Source organism: Enterococcus raffinosus (assembly GCF_018917525.1).
In the GTDB taxonomy this organism is placed as follows: Bacteria; Bacillota; Bacilli; order Lactobacillales; family Enterococcaceae; genus Enterococcus_A; species Enterococcus_A raffinosus_A.
Window position 1 is genome coordinate 72,499 of sequence record NZ_JAHLOS010000003.1, and the last position, 19,078, is coordinate 91,576.

Annotated in this window: 18 protein-coding genes and 1 riboswitch; of the genes, 12 read left to right on the plus strand and 6 right to left on the minus strand. The window is 39.1% G+C overall.

What is annotated here, in order from left to right; translation table 11 throughout:
• Nucleotides 1-307 precede the first annotated feature (307 nt).
• The 7 genes from KQI58_RS03440 to KQI58_RS03470 all read left to right on the plus strand — a co-directional run bounded on the left by KQI58_RS03440 (nucleotide 308) and on the right by KQI58_RS03470 (nucleotide 7,271).
• Nucleotides 308-943: a pentapeptide repeat-containing protein gene (locus tag KQI58_RS03440; protein WP_070504977.1), complete on the plus strand. Its 636-nt coding sequence runs from the start codon at nucleotides 308-310 to the stop codon at nucleotides 941-943.
• A complete protein-coding gene (locus tag KQI58_RS03445; RefSeq protein WP_216406491.1) occupies nucleotides 944-1,639 on the plus strand; it encodes an alpha/beta hydrolase in 696 nt (231 codons plus the stop codon).
• 187 nt (nucleotides 1,640-1,826) lie between these two features.
• A riboswitch (M-box (ykoK) riboswitch) is annotated at nucleotides 1,827-1,995 on the plus strand.
• A gap of 113 nt (nucleotides 1,996-2,108) precedes the next feature.
• Nucleotides 2,109-3,257, plus strand: a complete 1,149-nt coding sequence (locus KQI58_RS03450; protein ID WP_070504975.1) for an FtsW/RodA/SpoVE family cell cycle protein — start codon at nucleotides 2,109-2,111, stop codon at nucleotides 3,255-3,257.
• Entirely contained in the window at nucleotides 3,229-4,368 is a 1,140-nt protein-coding gene (locus KQI58_RS03455) for an FtsW/RodA/SpoVE family cell cycle protein (protein WP_216406493.1), read from the plus strand. Before KQI58_RS03450 ends, KQI58_RS03455 begins: the two co-directional genes overlap by 29 nt.
• A gap of 14 nt (nucleotides 4,369-4,382) precedes the next feature.
• Nucleotides 4,383-5,963 (plus strand): phosphatase PAP2/LCP family protein, encoded by a 1,581-nt coding sequence (locus tag KQI58_RS03460; protein WP_216406495.1) that lies wholly within the window; start codon nucleotides 4,383-4,385, stop codon nucleotides 5,961-5,963.
• Nucleotides 5,964-6,066: 103 nt separating this feature from the next.
• Nucleotides 6,067-6,915: a sulfite exporter TauE/SafE family protein gene (locus tag KQI58_RS03465; protein WP_181235861.1), complete on the plus strand. Its 849-nt coding sequence runs from the start codon at nucleotides 6,067-6,069 to the stop codon at nucleotides 6,913-6,915.
• The gene (locus KQI58_RS03470) at nucleotides 6,915-7,271 is read left to right on the plus strand and encodes a DUF1634 domain-containing protein (protein WP_216406497.1); all 357 of its coding nucleotides are present in this window, start codon (nucleotides 6,915-6,917) and stop codon (nucleotides 7,269-7,271) included. Before KQI58_RS03465 ends, KQI58_RS03470 begins: the two co-directional genes overlap by 1 nt.
• A 45-nt stretch (nucleotides 7,272-7,316) precedes the next feature.
• Here the strand turns inward: KQI58_RS03470 and KQI58_RS03475 are convergent, their stop codons facing one another.
• From KQI58_RS03475 to KQI58_RS03490, 4 genes are all read right to left on the minus strand, one after another.
• Nucleotides 7,317-8,303 carry a polyprenyl synthetase family protein gene (locus KQI58_RS03475; protein ID WP_216406498.1) on the minus strand — a complete coding sequence of 329 codons (987 nt, stop codon included), beginning with the start codon at nucleotides 8,301-8,303 and terminating at the stop codon, nucleotides 7,317-7,319.
• Nucleotides 8,304-8,316: 13 nt separating this feature from the next.
• Nucleotides 8,317-8,865, minus strand: a complete 549-nt coding sequence (locus KQI58_RS03480; protein ID WP_016178261.1) for a Gx transporter family protein — start codon at nucleotides 8,863-8,865, stop codon at nucleotides 8,317-8,319.
• Nucleotides 8,866-8,876: 11 nt separating this feature from the next.
• Nucleotides 8,877-9,290, minus strand: coding sequence for a NusG domain II-containing protein (locus KQI58_RS03485; RefSeq protein ID WP_034875886.1), 414 nt, complete (start codon nucleotides 9,288-9,290; stop codon nucleotides 8,877-8,879).
• A 139-nt stretch (nucleotides 9,291-9,429) separates the two neighbouring features.
• Entirely contained in the window at nucleotides 9,430-11,376 is a 1,947-nt protein-coding gene (locus tag KQI58_RS03490) for an FAD-dependent oxidoreductase (protein WP_185937852.1), read from the minus strand.
• A 255-nt stretch (nucleotides 11,377-11,631) separates the two neighbouring features.
• Between KQI58_RS03490 and pplA the strand changes: the two genes are divergently transcribed.
• From pplA to menA (KQI58_RS03510), 4 genes are all read left to right on the plus strand, one after another.
• Complete coding sequence (pplA, locus tag KQI58_RS03495) at nucleotides 11,632-12,528, plus strand: extracellular electron transfer flavoprotein PplA (RefSeq protein ID WP_016178264.1); 897 nt, start codon at nucleotides 11,632-11,634, stop codon at nucleotides 12,526-12,528.
• Nucleotides 12,529-13,535: 1,007 nt separating this feature from the next.
• On the plus strand, nucleotides 13,536-14,561 hold the full coding sequence (locus KQI58_RS03500) for an FAD:protein FMN transferase (RefSeq protein WP_437177488.1): 1,026 nt from the start codon (nucleotides 13,536-13,538) through the stop codon (nucleotides 14,559-14,561).
• Nucleotide 14,562: 1 nt separating this feature from the next.
• Entirely contained in the window at nucleotides 14,563-15,510 is a 948-nt protein-coding gene (menA, locus tag KQI58_RS03505) for a 1,4-dihydroxy-2-naphthoate polyprenyltransferase (RefSeq protein WP_154059883.1), read from the plus strand.
• A gap of 74 nt (nucleotides 15,511-15,584) precedes the next feature.
• A complete protein-coding gene (gene menA, locus KQI58_RS03510) occupies nucleotides 15,585-16,571 on the plus strand; it encodes a 1,4-dihydroxy-2-naphthoate polyprenyltransferase (RefSeq protein ID WP_216406502.1) in 987 nt (328 codons plus the stop codon).
• A gap of 37 nt (nucleotides 16,572-16,608) precedes the next feature.
• On the opposite strand, the gene KQI58_RS22535 is transcribed toward menA (KQI58_RS03510), so the two are convergent.
• Together KQI58_RS22535 and KQI58_RS03515 are read right to left on the minus strand one after the other, a co-directional pair.
• Complete coding sequence (locus tag KQI58_RS22535) at nucleotides 16,609-16,803, minus strand: hypothetical protein (RefSeq protein WP_253295759.1); 195 nt, start codon at nucleotides 16,801-16,803, stop codon at nucleotides 16,609-16,611.
• 10 nt (nucleotides 16,804-16,813) lie between these two features.
• Nucleotides 16,814-18,049: a basic amino acid/polyamine antiporter gene (locus KQI58_RS03515; protein WP_253295760.1), complete on the minus strand. Its 1,236-nt coding sequence runs from the start codon at nucleotides 18,047-18,049 to the stop codon at nucleotides 16,814-16,816.
• A gap of 435 nt (nucleotides 18,050-18,484) precedes the next feature.
• Between KQI58_RS03515 and KQI58_RS03520 the strand changes: the two genes are divergently transcribed.
• The gene (locus tag KQI58_RS03520; protein WP_176674690.1) at nucleotides 18,485-19,021 is read left to right on the plus strand and encodes a GNAT family N-acetyltransferase; all 537 of its coding nucleotides are present in this window, start codon (nucleotides 18,485-18,487) and stop codon (nucleotides 19,019-19,021) included.
• Nucleotides 19,022-19,078 lie beyond the last annotated feature (57 nt).

Sequence of the window (19,078 nt, forward strand, 5' to 3'; positions counted from 1 at the left end):
GTCAGTTCTGCTTTTTGCAGTGTCTAAGAATGCAAGAGAAAAATGCGCTTCTGAGGATGAACACAAATGAACAGTTTAGCAGAATGATATACGGCGAGAAACTAAAATTAATTTTTGATAAAAAATTAATACTTTAAAATGAACAAGGATGTCAGTTCTGCTTTTTGCAGCGTCTAAGAATGCAAAAGAAAAATGCGTTTCTGAGGATGATCACAAATGAGCAGTTTAGCAGAATGATATACGGCGAGAAACTAAAATTAATTTTTGATAAAAAATTAATACTTTAAAATGAACAAGGAGCAAGACAATGAAAAAGAATTATCCTGCACCACCGATTTTACCGAAAAATTTCTCTGAGGATTTTTACTTGGAAGATGAAGCAACCATTGAGGATGTCCATGGCACGGATTTTGATTATAGTTATTTAACCTGTGAAAATTTAGTGTTACGTCGTTCGATTTTAGAGAAAATCACGATGCAGCGGACTAAATTATATCGATTTGAAGCGAGTAATGTAATTTTTAAGAATTGTGATTTCTCAAATCTGGAATGGATCGGTGGCAGCTTTCATCAGGTTATTTTTGAAAGCTGTAAATTGACTGGTTGTAATTTCGCAGAGAGTTATTTAAGGGATTGTCAGTTCAAGGATTGTGTGATTAATTTCGGCTCATATAGTGCGACGAATTTAAAAAATGTCGCCTTTGAAAATTGTCAAATGACGGACAGCGAATTCTTTGAAGTGACTTGGAAGCATTTATTCTTGTCCAATAATGAATTGGATAATAGCAACTGGATGCGGACAAAACTATCTGGATTGGATCTTACTACGAATCAATTTAGCAAGATAGCTTTTTCGATGGAGCATCTAAAAGGATTGAAAGTGAATTCTTATCAAGCTATGACCATTGCGGCTGGATTAGGTTTACAAATTGAGGAGGCTTAGATGAAAAGAGAAAAAAAGAATATCAAAAAGATTCCTGTTATTTGTTGGGGAGAATCAAGCGATGAGATAATCTTAGCATTTCACGGCGATCAATCTCATAAGGAAGATACCGTCATTCAATTGTTGGCTGAGATTGCCACACAAAATGGATATCAAGTTTGGAGCTTTGATCTGCCAGAACACGGCGACCGAAAGGGAGTTGACTATGCGTTAAACCCGCAAAATGTTGTAGCCGATGTGAATAAAATTTTGCATGAACTGGAAGAGCAAACAAAAACATTTTCGTTATTTGGCTGCAGTATAGGGGCCTATTTTGGTATGTTAGCGTGTCAAAATAAACCGATCGAACACAGTCTCTTCCTATCACCAATCGTTGATATGCAGGAATTGATCGAAAATATGCTGCTTTGGTCGGGATTAACCAAAGCCGATCTGCAACGGGAAAAGATTATCGAAACGCCGATCAAGACACTGGAATGGAACTACTATAAGTATGTTGTTGAGCATCCGATTAATTGGACAGCTCCAACAAAAATTCTTTATGGCAGCAAAGATAATCTGACCTCAAGAGCAACGATTGAAAAGTTCTCTGAAACACCCAATAGTTCATTAACTGTTTTTAACGAAGGAGAGCATTTCTTCCATACGACAAAGCAGTTGCAGGTTTATCAGGAATGGTTGAAAAAGAGTATTTAAAAGAAGTATCCTAGTTAATTTTAGCTAGGATACTTTTTTTTCGATTTGAATATCATAAAAAGAATATTTTTCCTAGTAAATTTTTAGTAAAGGATTTCATAAGCGATTTTAAAGATGACGTAAGGTATGACGATTTTTTTTGCTATTTACGTATAAAAAAAGTAGTATTCTTTGTGAAAGTAAATATAAGTAAACTTGTTAGGTGAGGCTCCTAAACAAATATAAGCTATTGCGCAGAAACGTCGAAAGACGCCAATGTGTAAAACAGGAATTGTCGGATTAAGGCTTTTCATAAAATAGCTAAGAAGGAATTCTTTACGTTGTTTAGTGCTAAAACTCAGACGATGAGATTGATTGTGTGAGACACCAGACTTGTTAGTTTTTTTGCTAACGTTTGGTGTTTTTTTTTAGGTTATTTACTGTGGACTCTCTCGTCTCAAACAATTACTTGATGAAGGGAGAGCTATACATGATAAAAAAAAGAAAGATCGATTGGCTATTGTTGCTACCTTATTTGGGAGTTAGTCTAATCGGTCTTTTAATTGTCTTCAGTGCGAGTTCCTATCGCCTGATGGCTGAAGGAGAAAACCCGTTAACATTATTTAGTAAGCAAGCGATTTTTATTGGGCTGAGTTGGTTACTTATTGCGTTCATTTTTCATGTGAAAAGCAATGTTTTGACAAAGGGAATACTAGCAAAAGGATTGCTAGTGATCGGGTTAGTTAGTCTGCTGCTGGCAAAAATAGCGGGCGTCAGCATTAATGGTGCACAGAGATGGGTGTCTATATTAGGAATCCAATTCCAGCCATCGGAAGTGACAAATGTTGCATTAATTCTTTATTTAGCTTACTTTTTCCGAGTGAAACGGACACGACATGAAATGTTGGTTCCTTGTGGCCTTGTCTTACTTAGTGGATTATTGATTTTGCTCCAGCCAAAGGTAACGGGTGCAATTATTATTTGGGGGATCGCATTAATAATCATAACTACTGCGCAATTACCATATCAGTTGTCGGTGATTCTCTTTCTAACGATTTTTATGGGGATTGTTTTGACAGGCGGCATGATTCTTTTTCTGGGTAGTCATCATCTATTGCCTGAATTGTTCGCTCATACTTATGATCGTATTCGATTAGTCAGAGATCCATTTTTAGATCCTTATGGAAAAGGATTTCAAATGAGCAATTCCTATTATGCTCTTTATAATGGCGGCTTCTTTGGTCGAGGTCTAGGAAATAGTATCACCAAAAAGGGCTATCTTCCAGTTGCCGAAACGGATTTTGTGTATTCGATTTTGGTTGAAGAGTTAGGCGTGATTGTTGGGTTATTCGTATTGGCGTTGCTTTTTTTGATTGCGCTTCGTCTATTTGTATTGGCATCGAAGGAAGGCAACCAGCAAGTTAGTTTGATTTATTTCGGTGTGGGAAGTTTGTTATTGTTCCAAACAAGCATCAATATCGCAAGTATTTTAGGTCTGATACCCATGACGGGCGTGCCTCTGCCTTTTATTAGTTATGGCGGAACTAGCTATTTGATTCTTTCTGCAGCTCTTGGTATCTGCTTAAAATTATCTTCGGAGGTCCAAACACATGATGAAACGTTTGAGCAACGAATTTAATTATTCTCTATTTTTACCGCTTTTCTTGTTTTATCTAATTAGTATCGGTATTCAATCATTGGCAGCTGAGCTGGATGGTGTCGATGTGAAAAGTGTAATGATGAAACAGATTCTTTTTTGCTTGCTTTCATTAGCGGCAATGGGGATAGTGAGTCGCATTACAACGTCTCATTTATTGAAATATGCCCCGCTTTTTTATGTTCTTTCATTGGGCTTGATGGCTCTTTTATATTGGTTTCATGACCCCGCTATGTTTGCGGTGACAAACACGAAACGGTGGCTGCGAATCGGTGGCTTTTCTTTTCAGCCTTCAGAATTAATGAAGCTTAGTTTCATTCTTTTTATGGTTCGACTAACATTGATCGACGAAATGAATCAGCCGCAACGAAGCTTGAGAAATGATCTTGGCTATATAGGGAAAATCTTACTATATAGTTTACCGACGTTTTTACTGATGTTTATGCAGCGAGATTTTGGCACAAGTTTGGTCTTTATTGCGATCTTAGGGGCGCTATTTGTTATTTCTGGTGTTCACTGGAAAATTCTTGTTACGATCACTGGCGCAGCTGCAGCTTTAGGAAGTGCGTTACTGATTTTAGTATTTAGCGAGTGGGGAAATAAACTGCTTTATTGGCTGCATTTTAAGACGTATCAATTAGATCGGGTTCGAGCGTGGGTCGATCCCTTTCAATATCGCGATTCCATCGCGTATCAACAAGTACAGAGTCTTTATGCGATTGGTTCTGGCGGATTATTTGGACGAGGGGAAGGACAAGCGTCAGTTTATGTTCCTGTTCGGGAATCGGATATGATTTTTACAGTCGTTGGAGAGAGCTTTGGCTTTATTGGAGGAACCTTGGTTATTTTTCTCTATTTCTACTTGTTTTATCAAATCCTTTACGCAGCAATCAAAACGAATAATAAAGCGAACTTATATATTGCCGCCGCTTTTGTTTTTAGTTTACTGTTCCAAATTTTTGAAAATATCGGAGCGGCGATCGGCATACTGCCGTTAACGGGTATCCCATTGCCGATTTTGAGTCAAGGGGGAACATCCTTAATTGTTCTAGGTATCGGTTTTGGGGTCATGATGGGATTTAAGAAAAATTGAATGGAGAGACAAACATGAATATGCGAAAGACCTTTTTGCTAAGTAGCGCGAGTGCGTTGATCATAGTATTTCTTTTTACCATGGCAGTTGTACTGAATGCGCAATGGCTGACTCATTTAGATCAGCTATTCATTCAATATCGATTGCCTGATATTTCGGCCGTAACAACTTTTGTGGGTGTGATTGCTAAATTCGCTACGATTGGTCCAATGCTTGTAGTTTTTAGCCTTATTAGTATTTTTTTACTGCGAAGCAATTTTAAAGCGTTGACTATTTGGTGTCTTGGAAATCTGATCCTTATAAGTGGAATAGGATACTTGCTGAAACAGCTCATCCAACGATCGCGGCCTGATCAAATACAATATATCTCACGCTCTTCGTATAGTTTTCCTAGTGGGCATTCGCTTTTGGTCATGACGTTCGTGTGTTCCGTATTACTGATTTATTTTTTTATAGAAAAGAAGCCACCGTTAATAATAAAATCGTTATTAATCTTTTTACTGATAACTATTACAGGCGGCAGAATTTATTTGGGCGTACATTTCTTTAGCGATATTATTGCTGGACTCTTTCTTGGTGGAGGAATTACTTTTGGCACAGCCAGTCTTTTTTACCCCTATTTACGACAAAAGAGTTCAGTGCAGGATCGCAAAGTTAAATTTATGACATGGCAAAAGGTGTTGTTAAGCATCTTGGCAATGTTAGTTGTACTGGCTGCGGGTGTAAGTGTTTTTGCTTTAAAAGTTTATCAGGGTTCACAAAAAATGGCGGATTCAATGTATTCTCCGATTGAACGAGAGAAAAAGCAAAAGTCACCAGCAGTTTCCGAACCGATAAGCATTTTAATTTTAGGAATTGCAAACGATGCAAAGAGAAAGACAGATTTTCGAGCGAACACGATCATGGTAGCTACTCTGAACAATCAACTGAATAAAGCAACGCTTGTGAGTATTCCGCGAGATTCCTTTGTTGAAATTGTGGGTGCGGACTATGAGGACAAAATCAATCATGCGCATTCGATTGGAGGACCAGAAATGATGATGGATACAGTAGAAAAATTTTTGGACATTCCGATTCATCACTATGTCTCGGTTAATATGGACGGGTTGCAGACCTTGGTGGATGCAGTTGGAGGAGTCACAGTCGATAATGATTTTGCCTTTTCAGCTGAAGGGATTGACTATCCCAAAGGAAAACAACATTTGAACGGTTGGGAAGCCTTGCAGTATTCACGGATGCGATACGAAGACCCAACCGGAGATTATGGTCGTCAAGGAAGGCAACGCGAAGTGATGGAATTATTGATCAATAAGCTTCTTTCGGCGAAAAGTATTTTTAGTTATCAGAAAATTTTAGATGGAATTGGAGAAAACGGAAAGACGGATCTAACCTTTCATCAAATGCAGACTATTTTGACTGGTTATCATTCTTGTCTGACGGAGATTGATAGTCAGCAGGTACAAGGAGAAGGCTTTATCGGTGATGGATTCACAGGTGAAGAGGGTATTTCTTATCAAAAGATTCCACAAGAAGAATCGGATCGGGTAAAGAAGCTCTTGCATAAGCAATTAGCTTTAGAAGAAAGTAAACAATGATTCATTTTAGTGATTTCATCTATTTGAATTTTAAATTTATTGATCTAAATTTTCTAATTAAAAAATAATTTGCGCTATAATAGCAACAGGAAGGCGGGAAATTATGCTTAGTCAAATAGGTTTATTACTTGTAGTTGGAGTGTTGGCAGGAATATTAGGGTCAATCTTGGGAATCGGCGGAGGAATTATTTTAACGCCTTTTTTGACGTTAGTGATGGGCTTGGACATTCAGTATGCGATCGCTGCTAGCATTGTCTGTGTGATTGCAACAAGTTCTGGTGCAACGATCGCTTATCTGAAGGATGACATGCTGAATTTACGAGTCGCGATGTTTTTAGAGATTGCGACAACGATCGGAGCCATTGTTGGCGCTTTGCTTTCGGGAGTGGTTCCGACGGGGTTTCTATTTATTTTGTTTGGTGGCTTTTTATTGTTTTCCGTATTGAATATGATTCAAAAATTACGCGGTAAAACAGATAAAACGATCAATAAATCGGCAGGCGATTCGCTGGCTGAAAAGTTAAAGCTGAATGGTTCATACTATGATAAGGTGCTGGATAAACAAATTAATTATCAAGTAGAGAAGGTGCCAGGAGGCTTTGCTATGATGTTTGGAGCTGGAATTGCTTCAGGATTATTGGGTATCGGAAGCGGTGTTTTTAAGGTAACGGCAATGGATACCATCATGAAAATGCCCTTAAAGCCATCAAGTGCCACCAGTAATTTGATGATGGGTGTGACAGCGGCGGCTTCTGCGATGGTTTATTTTTTCAGTGGGGCCATCTTGCCACAAATTGCGGCGCCGTTAGCCTTGGGTGTGTTAGTTGGAGCAACGGTAGGCTCTAGGATTATGACACGACTTAAACCAATTGTGATTCGAATGATTTTTATCCCAATTCTATTGTTTATGGGACTTCAAATGGTTCTGCGAGGATTCGGGGTGATTCTGTAATGGAAAACAAAGAGGAAATGTTGAAAATCGAACGTTCTATCGGTTATATTCTGAGAATTGGAGTAATTGTTTCTGCTACGATTATTCTGATTGGCATGATTTTATTATTCTTTCAACCGGCTACCGGTCAAGTGCCACTGAATAGTTTGACACTGATTATTCATGAATTGGTTCAATTAAACGGAGAAGCGTTTGTTATGTTGGGGCTTTTTTGCTTGATTTTAACACCCGTCTTACGAGTAGTGGTATCAATCTTTGCATTTGCGAAGGAAAAGGATTATTTGTATGTTTTCATTACGATCATTGTGCTGATTGTCTTAGTTATCGGTATGAGTTTTGGTTTAGTTGAAAAATAAATAGTAAAAAATCCGACGAACAATACATGTTGGTCGGATTTTTTGCTAGCTTTTCCGTGATAAAATTTGGCTGGTCAGACGTTCTAATTTTTCTTTTGTGTTGAAATAGTTGTCTGGTAGTTTTCGGATATCCTTTAGTGCTTGTTCAGTATACTCGGTTGCCAGCTGCTGTGCGTAGTTTACGCCATCTAATTCTTGAACCAAACGCTGTACTTGCAAGGTATCTTCAAGAGCCATCTGCTTTTGTTTTTCTAAGTAAGGACGTAATTGACTGTTATCTTGATTGAGCGCATAAATCAACGGCAGGGAATAAACGCCTTGACGTACATCTTCTAGAACGGGTTTACCTAATGTGGCAGCGTCTGCTTGATAGTCCAATAAATCGTCCATAATTTGAAAGGCGATTCCGATGTTATGACCAATCATGCCAGCCTTTTTAGCAAAGCGTTCACTATTGCCGCTTTCAAAGGCACCAACTGAACAGCTTAAGGCAAAAAGTTCTGCTGTTTTTCCTGAAATATTCTCCAAATACTCTTCAACAGTTTGATCAAGTTTGTAGCGATCATCCATTTGTCCTAACTCGCCATCGAGAATTTTTTCCATACTGCGAGAGTTCAGTTGCAGACTCTTTAGTGAGGTTGAGTAGTCGGATAATAATTTAAAACAGCAGATAAATAAATAATCTCCAGCGTAAACGGCGGTATCGTTACCAAAGGTGGAACGAATCGTCGGTAATCCGCGGCGTAATTCAGATTCATCCACGATATCGTCATGAATCAGGGTGGCCGTATGGAGCATTTCGATGGAAGCCGCTAAAGAGGTGGCTTTCTTTTCATCTTGTTCTGGACCAAATTGAGCAAACAGCAGCTGGTAAGCAGGGCGCAAAAGCTTGCCACCAGCATGGATCATATCCAACACAGCCGATTCGACTTTTTTATTTTTTAATTTCACCACATCCTCCATTAATTGGAGGGTCGTGGTTAACTGCTTAGCAAGATCAGGATAATCTTGCCACATGGGATGAAGTTTCATTTTGGCTATCCTTCTAATCCTTTTTCAGATTTTTTTTCGATTCATAATCTAATTGGAATTTTTGCAATGCACGTACGTGAACTAACAAATAATTACCGGCGATACCAATGACGATACCGGCAAGAATGCCAAGTAGGGACATAACTGGCAAATAAAGCATAACGGTCCAAGATTGCGCGATCCAGCTGGCGACGAAGAGCTGGCCAACGTTATGGAGAAAACCGCCGGCAGCGCTGATTCCGATGATGCTAACACGTTTAGGTCCAAGACTCTTCACTAGAAGCATACCGAAGTAGCTCAACAATGATCCGCTCATGCTATATAAAAAGGTTGAGATGGTTCCGCCTAAAAGGGTTGTTAGAATCAGACGCATCCAAATCAAACGAAAACTGTCTCTTTTGGGCATCGTAAAAATCGCAACGATGGTGATTAAATTGGCGAGTCCTAGTTTTGCCCCAGGCGCGAAGGCGAAGGGGGAAGGAAACATATTTTCAATCAACCCCAAGATGACACCCTGGGCTACTAGGAGTGCTATGTAAATTAATTTTTGTGTTTTATTCATAGTAAAAGCAGCTAATAGATGACACTGCCGGGTTCCCCTCCGTCTGAGGATTTGATTTCAATTAATAATTTGTGAGGCAAACAAACAATCGTTTCACCTGATTGGTCGATCCAGCCGCGACGTACACAGATTTGGTCACCGCAGTTCGCTTCTTTAATCCGAATTCGACCTTCTTTGATTTCAATCAAATTATAGTCGCCATCCTTATCTTCGTAGCGATAAGTGTAGCTCTGTGACTTATCTGAAAGATCAAAGGTCTTGATTTCTTGTCCATCAACAGAAAGAACCGCCTCTTGCATTGGACTGGCAGTGCGATTGAGACTAAAGACCACAACGGGAGCAAAAGAGAGCACGACTAGAATGAGAACGATGATGCCATCCCAAGGCCGCAGCAAACTATTTTTTGCAAAATCCTTCAGCTTCAAATTATACACCTCATTTATCCTCACTTGAGCATTTCATACTAATGTTTGCTTCTTTTTCTTATCATAACATAAAGAAAGTTCTAAAGAGAAAATCAAGCCCTTTAGAACTTTCCTTCACTATTCGTCAAATAAATTTGACTTATTTTTTTCCGTAGATTGATCTTGGTGTTCCATACCACCATTTTCCGACAGTTCGTTGAATCCAAGGAATCACCCAGCGATCAAGACCAAGCGCTCGACCAGATCCGTTCATCAAAGCAAACGCTACGAAGATAAACCAAATGTTTACCCAGAAGAACATGCCAGATAGACAGAAGACTACGGTCAAACCAATCGTTGCAGCACTTGCTAACCATGTGAATAGTCCGAAGATTAAGGCTAATGCAATACCAATCTCAACAAAAGTCATAAATTTTTGCATAAATAATGCAACGTCTCTATTTGGCATCATGAATTCCATGATATTTGAAAACCAGTGAGGCATTTTTTCAAAAACCGGCATTGGATTTTCACCAAAAGCATAACTGAAACCAAAATGTGTCGCAGCAGTAGCAGCCGCGTCAGTCGCGCCGCCAGCCGCTCCAGTTGCTGCGGTCGTTGCTTCAGCTGCGTGTGATCCAGCTGCGGATGCACCCGTTGTTACTTGCTCTTGCAACCAAGGGAAGGGGAAGACAACATTGTCAGTAAACCATGAGCCGCTTCCAAACCAAGAGCTTGGATTCAAATAGCTGCCGTCGCCGACAACTTTTTTTGAGGCTTCGATTAGCCACATAGAGCCATAGAAGACCCGTAATGGAACACTCCACAATACGTTTCCGTAACGAGAAGAATGTCCGCGAGTTACGTTGCGATCGTTCTTGATGTGGAAAAATTCGTGCATCATGTATTGGAACATGTAGTAGCCTGAACGAATCGTAAAGAAGTACAGCAGATTGACTAAATGTTTAACCACGATCGCTAAGAAGCCTGATAGATGGATTTTATCCATCAAATTAGCAACACCCCATTTAGATCCAATTGAAACCATAAATCCTTGATAATTACTCTTAAATTCGTGTTTCGGTGTGTTCTTGATTTTCGCAACGATATTAGCAGCTGCTGTATGTCCAGTTTGTTCAGCAGCTTGAACTATTTGCGGGGTTGGCTTGCCATCGTTGTTTTCTTCATAATGAACCAAATCTCCGATGATATAGATATCTTTGTCCTCGTAACCCTTTGCTTGCATGTATTCATTGGCGTACAAGCGTTGACCGCGGGCAGTTTCCAAACCGAAATCCGCCGCATCGGAGGTTCCCTTGACACCAGCAGTCCAAATCAAAGTGTTTGTTGGAATTTGCGAACCATCTTTTAGGACGATGTAATCAGCAGTTACCTCAGTGATTGGAGCACCTTTCTTCAGTTGAATACCTTTTTTCATCATGAAACGCTCTGCTTTTTCCGCGTCTTTACGGTCTAGCATATTTAGGATAGTAGGAAGGGCTTCAACAACCATTAGAGTAAACTCTTCAGGGCGTAATTTGTGTTCCTTAGCTAAAACAGTCTTCCATTCCATTAATTCGCCGATCATTTCGATTCCGGTAAAACCAGAACCACAAACCACAAAAGTGAGCATAGCACGGCGTGTAGCTTCATCGGGCTCCAAGGCAGCTTTTGCTACGGTATCTTCAATGTGTTTTCTGATCTTAATTGCATCTTCCATTGACCATAAGGTAAAGCCGTGTTCTTTAACACCAGGTGTACCAAAATCATTTGGTTCGCCGCCCATACCGATAATTAATTGATCAAAAGGGTATTTGCCTAATTTGGTTTTGACGATTTTTTTCTCTTTATCGATACCAATAACAGTATCTGTAACTAATGAAACATTTTTCTGACGAGCAAATAACCGCTGTAAATCGTATTGGACTGCGTCTGGTTCTACGCGTCCGCCAGCTACTTCATGTAATTCGGTCATCATTGTATGGTAAGAGTGACGATCGATCAAGGTGATCTCAACATCATCTTTTTTTAGCTTTTTGGCCATGAACTTCGTTGCTGAAACACCTGCATACCCTGCACCCACAACAACAATTTTCTGTTTTGCCATTGATAATCCGCTCCTTCTAAATGATAATGACTGCACAATTATAATAAATTGATAATACCTGAACAATCGACTACATTATACATATAGTTCATTTTTTTGTCTATAAGAACTATTCTAAAGTAATATTAACGGTTTTCTGATAATACGATTAAAAAACAATAGTTATATATAGTATTTGATGTACAAAAACGTAGGGATGTTTTAGAATGATTTTGTTTAAAGAATCACAAAAAAATAAAAAGGTGGAGTTTAATCATGAAAATGAAAAAAATCGTATCTGGATTTGCAGTGGTAGCTTTTTCTACACTAGCGTTAGCTGCTTGTGGCGGAAATGATGATAAAGATACAGCAGCTAGTTCTTCAACAAGCTCTTCTGAGGCAGTTAAACCAGCGGAAAAAGTAGCAGGTGGGGATTTAAAAGATGGTACCTACAAGCTTGAAGAAAAAAATTATGCAAACGGCTACCGTGTTGTTTTTGATATGACCGTTAAGGATGGAAAAATCACGAAATCTAACTACGATTATCTAAATGAAGACGGGAAATCTAAAAAAGATGACGCGGATTACGAAAAGAACATGAAAGAAAAAACAAAAACAGGTCCTAAGGAATACATTCCAGAATTGAACAAATCTTTAGAACAAACACAAAATCCAGATGCAGTTGAAGTAGTAACAGGTGCCACTCATTCAAGTGAAAACTTCAAAAACTATTCTCAACAATTAGTCCAAGCAGCTCAAGCTGGCGATACGAAAACAATTGAAATCGACAATGGCGCTGATCTGAAAGACGGCACTTACAAGTTAGAAGAAAAGAATTACTCAAATGGCTACCGTACAATCTTCAGCATGACTGTAGCTGGCGGAAAAATTACTGAATCTAACTTTGATATGGTAGACAAAGACGGCAAATCTAAAAAAGATGATGCGGACTACGAAAAGAATATGAAAGCTAAAAGCGGTGTTGGTCCAAAAGAATATATCGAACAATTAAACAAAGGTTTAGTTGAAAAAGGTGCTCCTGCAGACGTTGAAGTGGTAACAGGCGCGACACATTCTTCACACGCATTCCAAACATACGCTGCACAATTAGTAAACGCAGCTGAAAAAGGCGACACAACTGCAATTCAAGTTGATAACATCGTCACTAAATAATAATTCCTTTATTTTAGGGAATCTTAGAAGAGCTGGGGTTTCCCCAGCTCTTTTTTGCTAGTTTTGCTTTTGGCAGTTTATATGAATTAAGGTCAGGTTAACAGAGGATAGTAAAAAAAACGGTTGAACTGTTTAGCAAAATAGTATGCGTGCTGAAAATCCGACTCATTTTTCAAGGGTTTGGAAAAATGATTTCATTCAAATGAGGTAGCTTTCAGTCCAACTTTTCGCAGTTATAAATCAATAGTAGATTGAAAAAATCTTTAATCTTTAAAGTAATAGTACAGTGTAGTTGGATGATATGTCAGCGAACTTAAAAATAAATTTTGTCAAAAATTTATTTCCTAAGATAAGAGATGACTTGCTAGTTTTGCTTTTGGCAGTTTATGTGAATCAAGGTCAGGTTAACAGAGGATAGTAAAAAAACGGTTGAACTGTTTAGCAAAATAGTATGCGTGCCGAAAATCCGACTCATTTTTCAAGGGTTTGGAAAAATGATTTCATTCAAATGAGGTAGCTTTCAGTCCAACTTTTCGCAGTTATAAATCAATAGTAGATTGAAAAAATCTTTAATCTTTAAAGTAATAGTACAGTGTAGTTGGATGATATGTCAGCGAACTTAAAAATAAATTTTGTCAAAAATTTATTTCCTAAGATAAGAGATGACTTGCTAGTTTTGCTTTTGGCAGTTTATGTGAATCAAGGTCAGGTTAACAGAGGATAGTAAAAAAACGGTTGAACTGTTTAGCAAAATAGTATGCGTGCCGAAAATCCGACTCATTTTTCAAGGGTTTGGAAAAATGATTTCATTCAAATGAGGTAGCTTTCAGTCCAACTTTTCGCAGTTATTCATAAATAATCGATAGCAATCAGGAAATTAGCTGTTTTTAAATAAATCAACATAGAAAATTTGTCTTAAACACGCTATGATAAGGTGACAAAATTTTGAATACAAAGGAAGTAGCGAAGTGAAGAAAAGAATAGTGATCATGACTTTCGGGTTATTGATGGTTCTGCTGACAGCTTGCGGCAGCAACAAACCAAAAATAAATGAAAAGCCATATGAGGATAAGCAATTTTTAATGGGTACATATGTCCAAATGCGTATTTATGATGATGGAAAGGAAGCTGCTCTGAAACCGGCTTTCAAGCGAGTGAAGGAGCTGGCAGATAAGATTACGGTTAATCAAGAGGGGTCAGAGATTGACGCAGTCAATAAAGAGGCTGGGGTAAAGCCAGTCAAAGTGACAGATGACATGTTCTTTCTATTAAAGGAAGCTTATAAATATAGCCAAGATTCAAAAGGCGGATTCGACATGGCAATTGGTCCGATTACATCGATGTGGCGGATTGGTTTCCCCGATGCGCGTAAGCCGGCTCAAAATGAGATTGATCAAGCCTTGAAGCTGGTTAATTATCATGAGGTCGAATTCAACGATGAGAATAAGACTGTCTTTTTGAAAGAAAAAGGTATGAAATTAGACTTAGGAGCAATTGCAAAAGGCTATATCACCGATGAAGTCGTCAAGGTTTTGAAAGAAAACGACGTAACGACGGCGATTATTGATCTTGGAGGCAATGTTTATGTTATGGGTCATAGTCCGCGGGGAAATCAAAAAGAAGATTGGACAGTCGGAATTCAAGATCCGAATCAAGCACGGAATGTTGTTTTAGGAAGTGTGCCAGAAAGTAATATGTCACTGGTAACATCTGGGATATATGAACGCTATCTAGAGGCGGATGGGAAGACTTATCATCATTTGTTCAATCCAAAGACTGGCTATCCTTTTGACAACGATATCGCCGGTGTAACTATTGTTTCGAAAAAATCAATCGACGGCGATGGCTTATCTACTGCGGTCTTTTCGATGGGGGTCAAAGAAGGTCTGAAATATGTAGAGGGCTTAAAGGATACAGAAGCGATCTTTGTTACGCGAGACGATAAGGTTTATGTCACAGTTGGATTGAAGGATATTTTTGAATTAAATAAAGAGGCTGGCTATAAAATGGGCAATGATAAGGATCTGAAATAATATGACAAGAAAGATTTTTTTTGATCTAGTAGAAATTCGAACGAAATTGGCAAGCTTCTTTCCTTTTTTAATTGCTGTGCTGTTTACGAATACGTATTTCCATTCGTTTCATTGGGGAAAGACGCTCTTTTTCTTCTTTGGCATGATTGCTTTTGATATGGCGACGACGGCGATTAATAACTATATGGATTTCCGCAAAGCCCATTCAGAAGAGTATAAATATCAAGAAAATATTATCGGAAAAGCTCAACTTTCGGAGCGAACGGTTGTAATGATTATTTTTGGATTGATTGGGTTTTCGGCCATTGTTGGGATCACATTAGCGATTCAAACTGGCTGGCTGTTGCTGGTGATGGGCTGTGCCTGCTGTTTTATCGGAGTCTTTTATACCTTTGGTCCGATCCCATTGTCTCGCATGCCGCTGGGCGAAGTCTTTAGCGGTGTGACGATGGGGCTGGGAATCTTTGCTATCACGGTTTATTTGAACACGTATGATAAGAAGCTTTTTTTCATGGAGCTGGATTTGCAACATTTTGCGATTACTGGGAGTACAACGGCGGCGTTGGCGGTTGTCTGGGCGTCAATTCCATTAATAGCCACAATCGCAAACATTATGTTGGCGAACAATCTTTGTGATCTGGAACAGGATATTGAAAATCATCGCTATACATTACCTTTTTATTTAGGTAAAAAGAATGCGGTGATCTTGTTTAATCTCTTAATGTATGGTTCTTATCTGGCGATCGTGATCGGTCTAATCACAGGTATCTATCAATGGCCTATTCTGATAACGTTCTTGAGTTTGCTAAAGGTTTATCCACAAACCAAAGCGTTTACTAAAGAGCAAATTAAACACAAGACCTTTGCAATGTCGATTAAAAATTTAGTCGCCTTTAATGGCAGCTATGCATTAGGACTATTAGTCACATTGTTTTGGCAGCTTATCTGATAAATCGGATGTCCCGCCCCTATAATTATGAGGCGGGTCTGCTTGTTGAAAAAATAATGAACGAGGGATTATTTATGGATAGTACGAAGAAGGTAAAAGCTACGCAGCAAAAAATGACCAAAGAACATTTCTTTGAACTTGTGCAAATTCGTACAAAGTTTGCCGGAATCTTTCCTTTTGTGATTGCTGTTTTATTTACTAACACGTATTTTCATTCCTTTCATCCGGGAAAAACCCTTTTTTTCTTTTTCGGGATGTTTGCGTTTGACTTGGCAATCACTGCAATCAATAATTATATGGATTTTAAAAAGGCTCATTCGGAGATTTACAAATATGAAGAAAATCTGATTGGACGAGAAAATTTGTCGGAAAAACAGATACAGCGTTTGATTATAGGACTAGTAGGTTTTGCGGCAATTGTTGGATTGATCTTAGTCGTTCAAACTGGCTGGATGCTGTTGCCAATGGGAGCAGCGTGTTTTTTTGTCGGCGTGTTTTATACGTATGGTCCGATCCCGCTTTCGCGCATGCCTTTAGGTGAGATTTTTAGCGGAGTTACTGAAGGGTTGGGAATTTTTGCTATTACGATTTATCTAAATACCTATGATCAACGCCTTTTTTACATGGAACTGGATTTCAATCATTTTGCGATCACTGGCAATACTATGGCGGTACTGGCAGTGATTTGGGCAGCATTACCGCTAATCTTGACAATCGCCAATATCATGCTGGCAAATAATATCAGTGATCTAGCGCAGGATATCGAAAATCATCGGTATACATTGCCCTTTTATATTGGGCGAGAGTGGAGTGTGAGGCTGTTCAATATTTTGATGTACAGCTGCTACGGAGCAATCCTTGTTGGTTTGATCATTGGTATTTATCAATGGCCGATTCTACTGATATTTATCAGTCTGTTTAAAGTAGTACCACAAACTCAAATTTTTACTAAGGAACAAATCAAGTACAAAACATTTCCGATGGCGGTGGAAAATCTGATCGTATTTAATAGCTGTTACGCGTTGGGACTATTAGTAACGATGATTTTACAGTTTGTATAGAAGAAAAAACCGGTGATCCGAAATCACCGGTTTATTTTTATCCTAATTGAATCAGAAAAACGATTAAACTAATCAGACCTAACCCTGTCACGATTGCAAAAAGCAGCTTATCTCGTTTGGTGGTAAAAACTGGTCGATGATAGGTATGGCTGTTCCACAGCCAAAAGACCATGCCCAATGCGTAAATGCCAATACAGTAAAGCAGGTTTAGCGCTCCTGAGGAATACAGCATATAAATTCCGTTAAATTCCGTAAATGATCCCGCCAATGGCTAGAAATTGCTGCCCTTTATGTTTTTTTCCTTTGGCAATTTGCCATAAGAAAGCAGCAGACAAGACGTAAGGGACGAGTACCATCGTTGTGGCTGTATCTGTCACAGCCTGGAAGGCATCCATTGCCCAACGAGAGATCATGAAGACGATCTGCATGATAACACCATTTAATACTAAGGCGTTAACTGGCGCATTTTGTTTGTTGGCTTTTCCAAGGAAAGCTGGGAACATTTTGTCCTGTGCTGCATCAAAGGAAATCTCTGCAGCCAAAATTGTCCAAGAAATCCATGCGCCTAAAACGGAAATAATGACACCAATATCAATCATACTAGCTGCCCAAGCACCAGAAGAGGCTCGAAGGACACCGCTTAAAGAGGGACTTGGAAGATTAGCCAATTGCTCCTGCGGTAATGATCCAAAACTTAGCATTACGATTAATACGTAGATTGCTAAGGTTATTGCATACCCAATCAAGGTTGCTCGCCCGACATCCCGTGCACGTTTTGCTCGCCCAGATAATACTACCGCGCCTTCGATCCCAACGAAAACCCACATAGTTTGCAGCATCGCATGTCGAACTTGAGTAGGGACAGAGCCTAATTGTTTACCGTTCAACATCATATTTTTAGCGAAGACATCGATTGAAAAGGTTTGATACTTAAAATGAACGAACAAAAGAAAAATCGCCATTAAAATCGGAATGACTTTTGCACTGGTAGCGATCGTATTCAAAATGCTGGCAGTCCGAATTCCGCGAGCGACTAAAAAGATTACACCCCAAATCATGAAGGTTCCTAAAAGCAATCCGATTTGTCCACCAGAGCCGCCGATGGAGGGGATGAATTTGCTTAACGCATCTAAAAATAAAATGACAAAGGAAACATTTCCGATAATATTGCTTAGCCAATAGCCCCAAGCGGAGTTAAAGCCAATATAATCGCCAAATCCGTCTTTGGCGTAATAGTAGATTCCGCCGATAATTTCAGGCTCTTCCTTTGAAAGGGTCTGAAAAACCTTAGCGATGAAGAAAACACCGACACCGGTAATCAGCCATGCAAGCAAAGATGCAACAACGCCAGCGGATTGTGAAATACTGCTAGGTAGATTGAAGACGCCGCCGCCAAGCATTGAACCGATAACGATCATACTTAAGCCCAATAAACTTAATTCTTTCGTATGCTTATCAGGTGGTTGATTCTGTTCCATAAATTTACCTCTGTTTTAGATTCGTGTTTTTTATCTCAATAAAAATATTTTCGCTAAACGTTTCAAGAAGGGGGAAAGCCGAAATTGAATTTTTTGAGACACACTTCTTCTATCTAAGCATACTCAGTTGAAAATAACCATTAGGAGGGAATAAAACTAACGGTTAACAGATTAAAGAATCGACATTTGTTTTTAATCTAAATCGAAGATAAATACGGCAGAAAACAGTCTGGTAGAACAAATTGCCGTTACTAGAGAAACTAGCTATGTTATTGTTAACAGTTTTGTATGATGCTCGAATGAAGTAAATGATTCATATAGGCGCAAGTTACTACAGAAACAGGAAGGATAATACCTGTCTAGCGGTAATTTTTTATAGAGAGGGTGTTTTTTATTTATCAGAGTGATAGAATTGAACCAGCGAGGAGGTCTAGGATGATTGAAATTCGATTAGCAACACCAGCAGACGCAACAGCAGTAGCAGCAATTTATGCGCCCTACGTGAAGGAAACAACGATCACATTTGATTATGCTGTCCCCAGTGAAGAAGATTTTGCCCAGCGAATAGCGGAAACGGTGACTACATATCCGTACTTTGTAGCCGAAGACAACGGCGTAATCTCAGGCTATGCTTATGCCCATGCGTATAAAGAACGCGCTGCCTATGATTGGGCAGTAGAGGTAAGTGTCTATGTTGATCGGCAAAAACGCGGTAACGGAGCGGGAAAGCTTTTGTACCGCTCATTAGAACGAACCTTGAAAAAGCAGAATGTCGCGATTTTAACAGCGTGTATTACTGGCGGCAATCAAGCCAGTATTGATTTCCATAAGAAGCTTGGCTACCAGCAAGTGGCTAATTTCCCAAAAATCGGGTATAAATTTGATCAATGGCTGGATGTCATTTGGCTGCAAAAATTTTTAACGGAGGTAAAAGGGGAGATGCCGCCTTTTATCCCTTTCTCTAAATTATGAGCAGAAAGAACCAATTCACACTGAGTACACTAGCAAAAGGAAGATTATTTGCCTTTC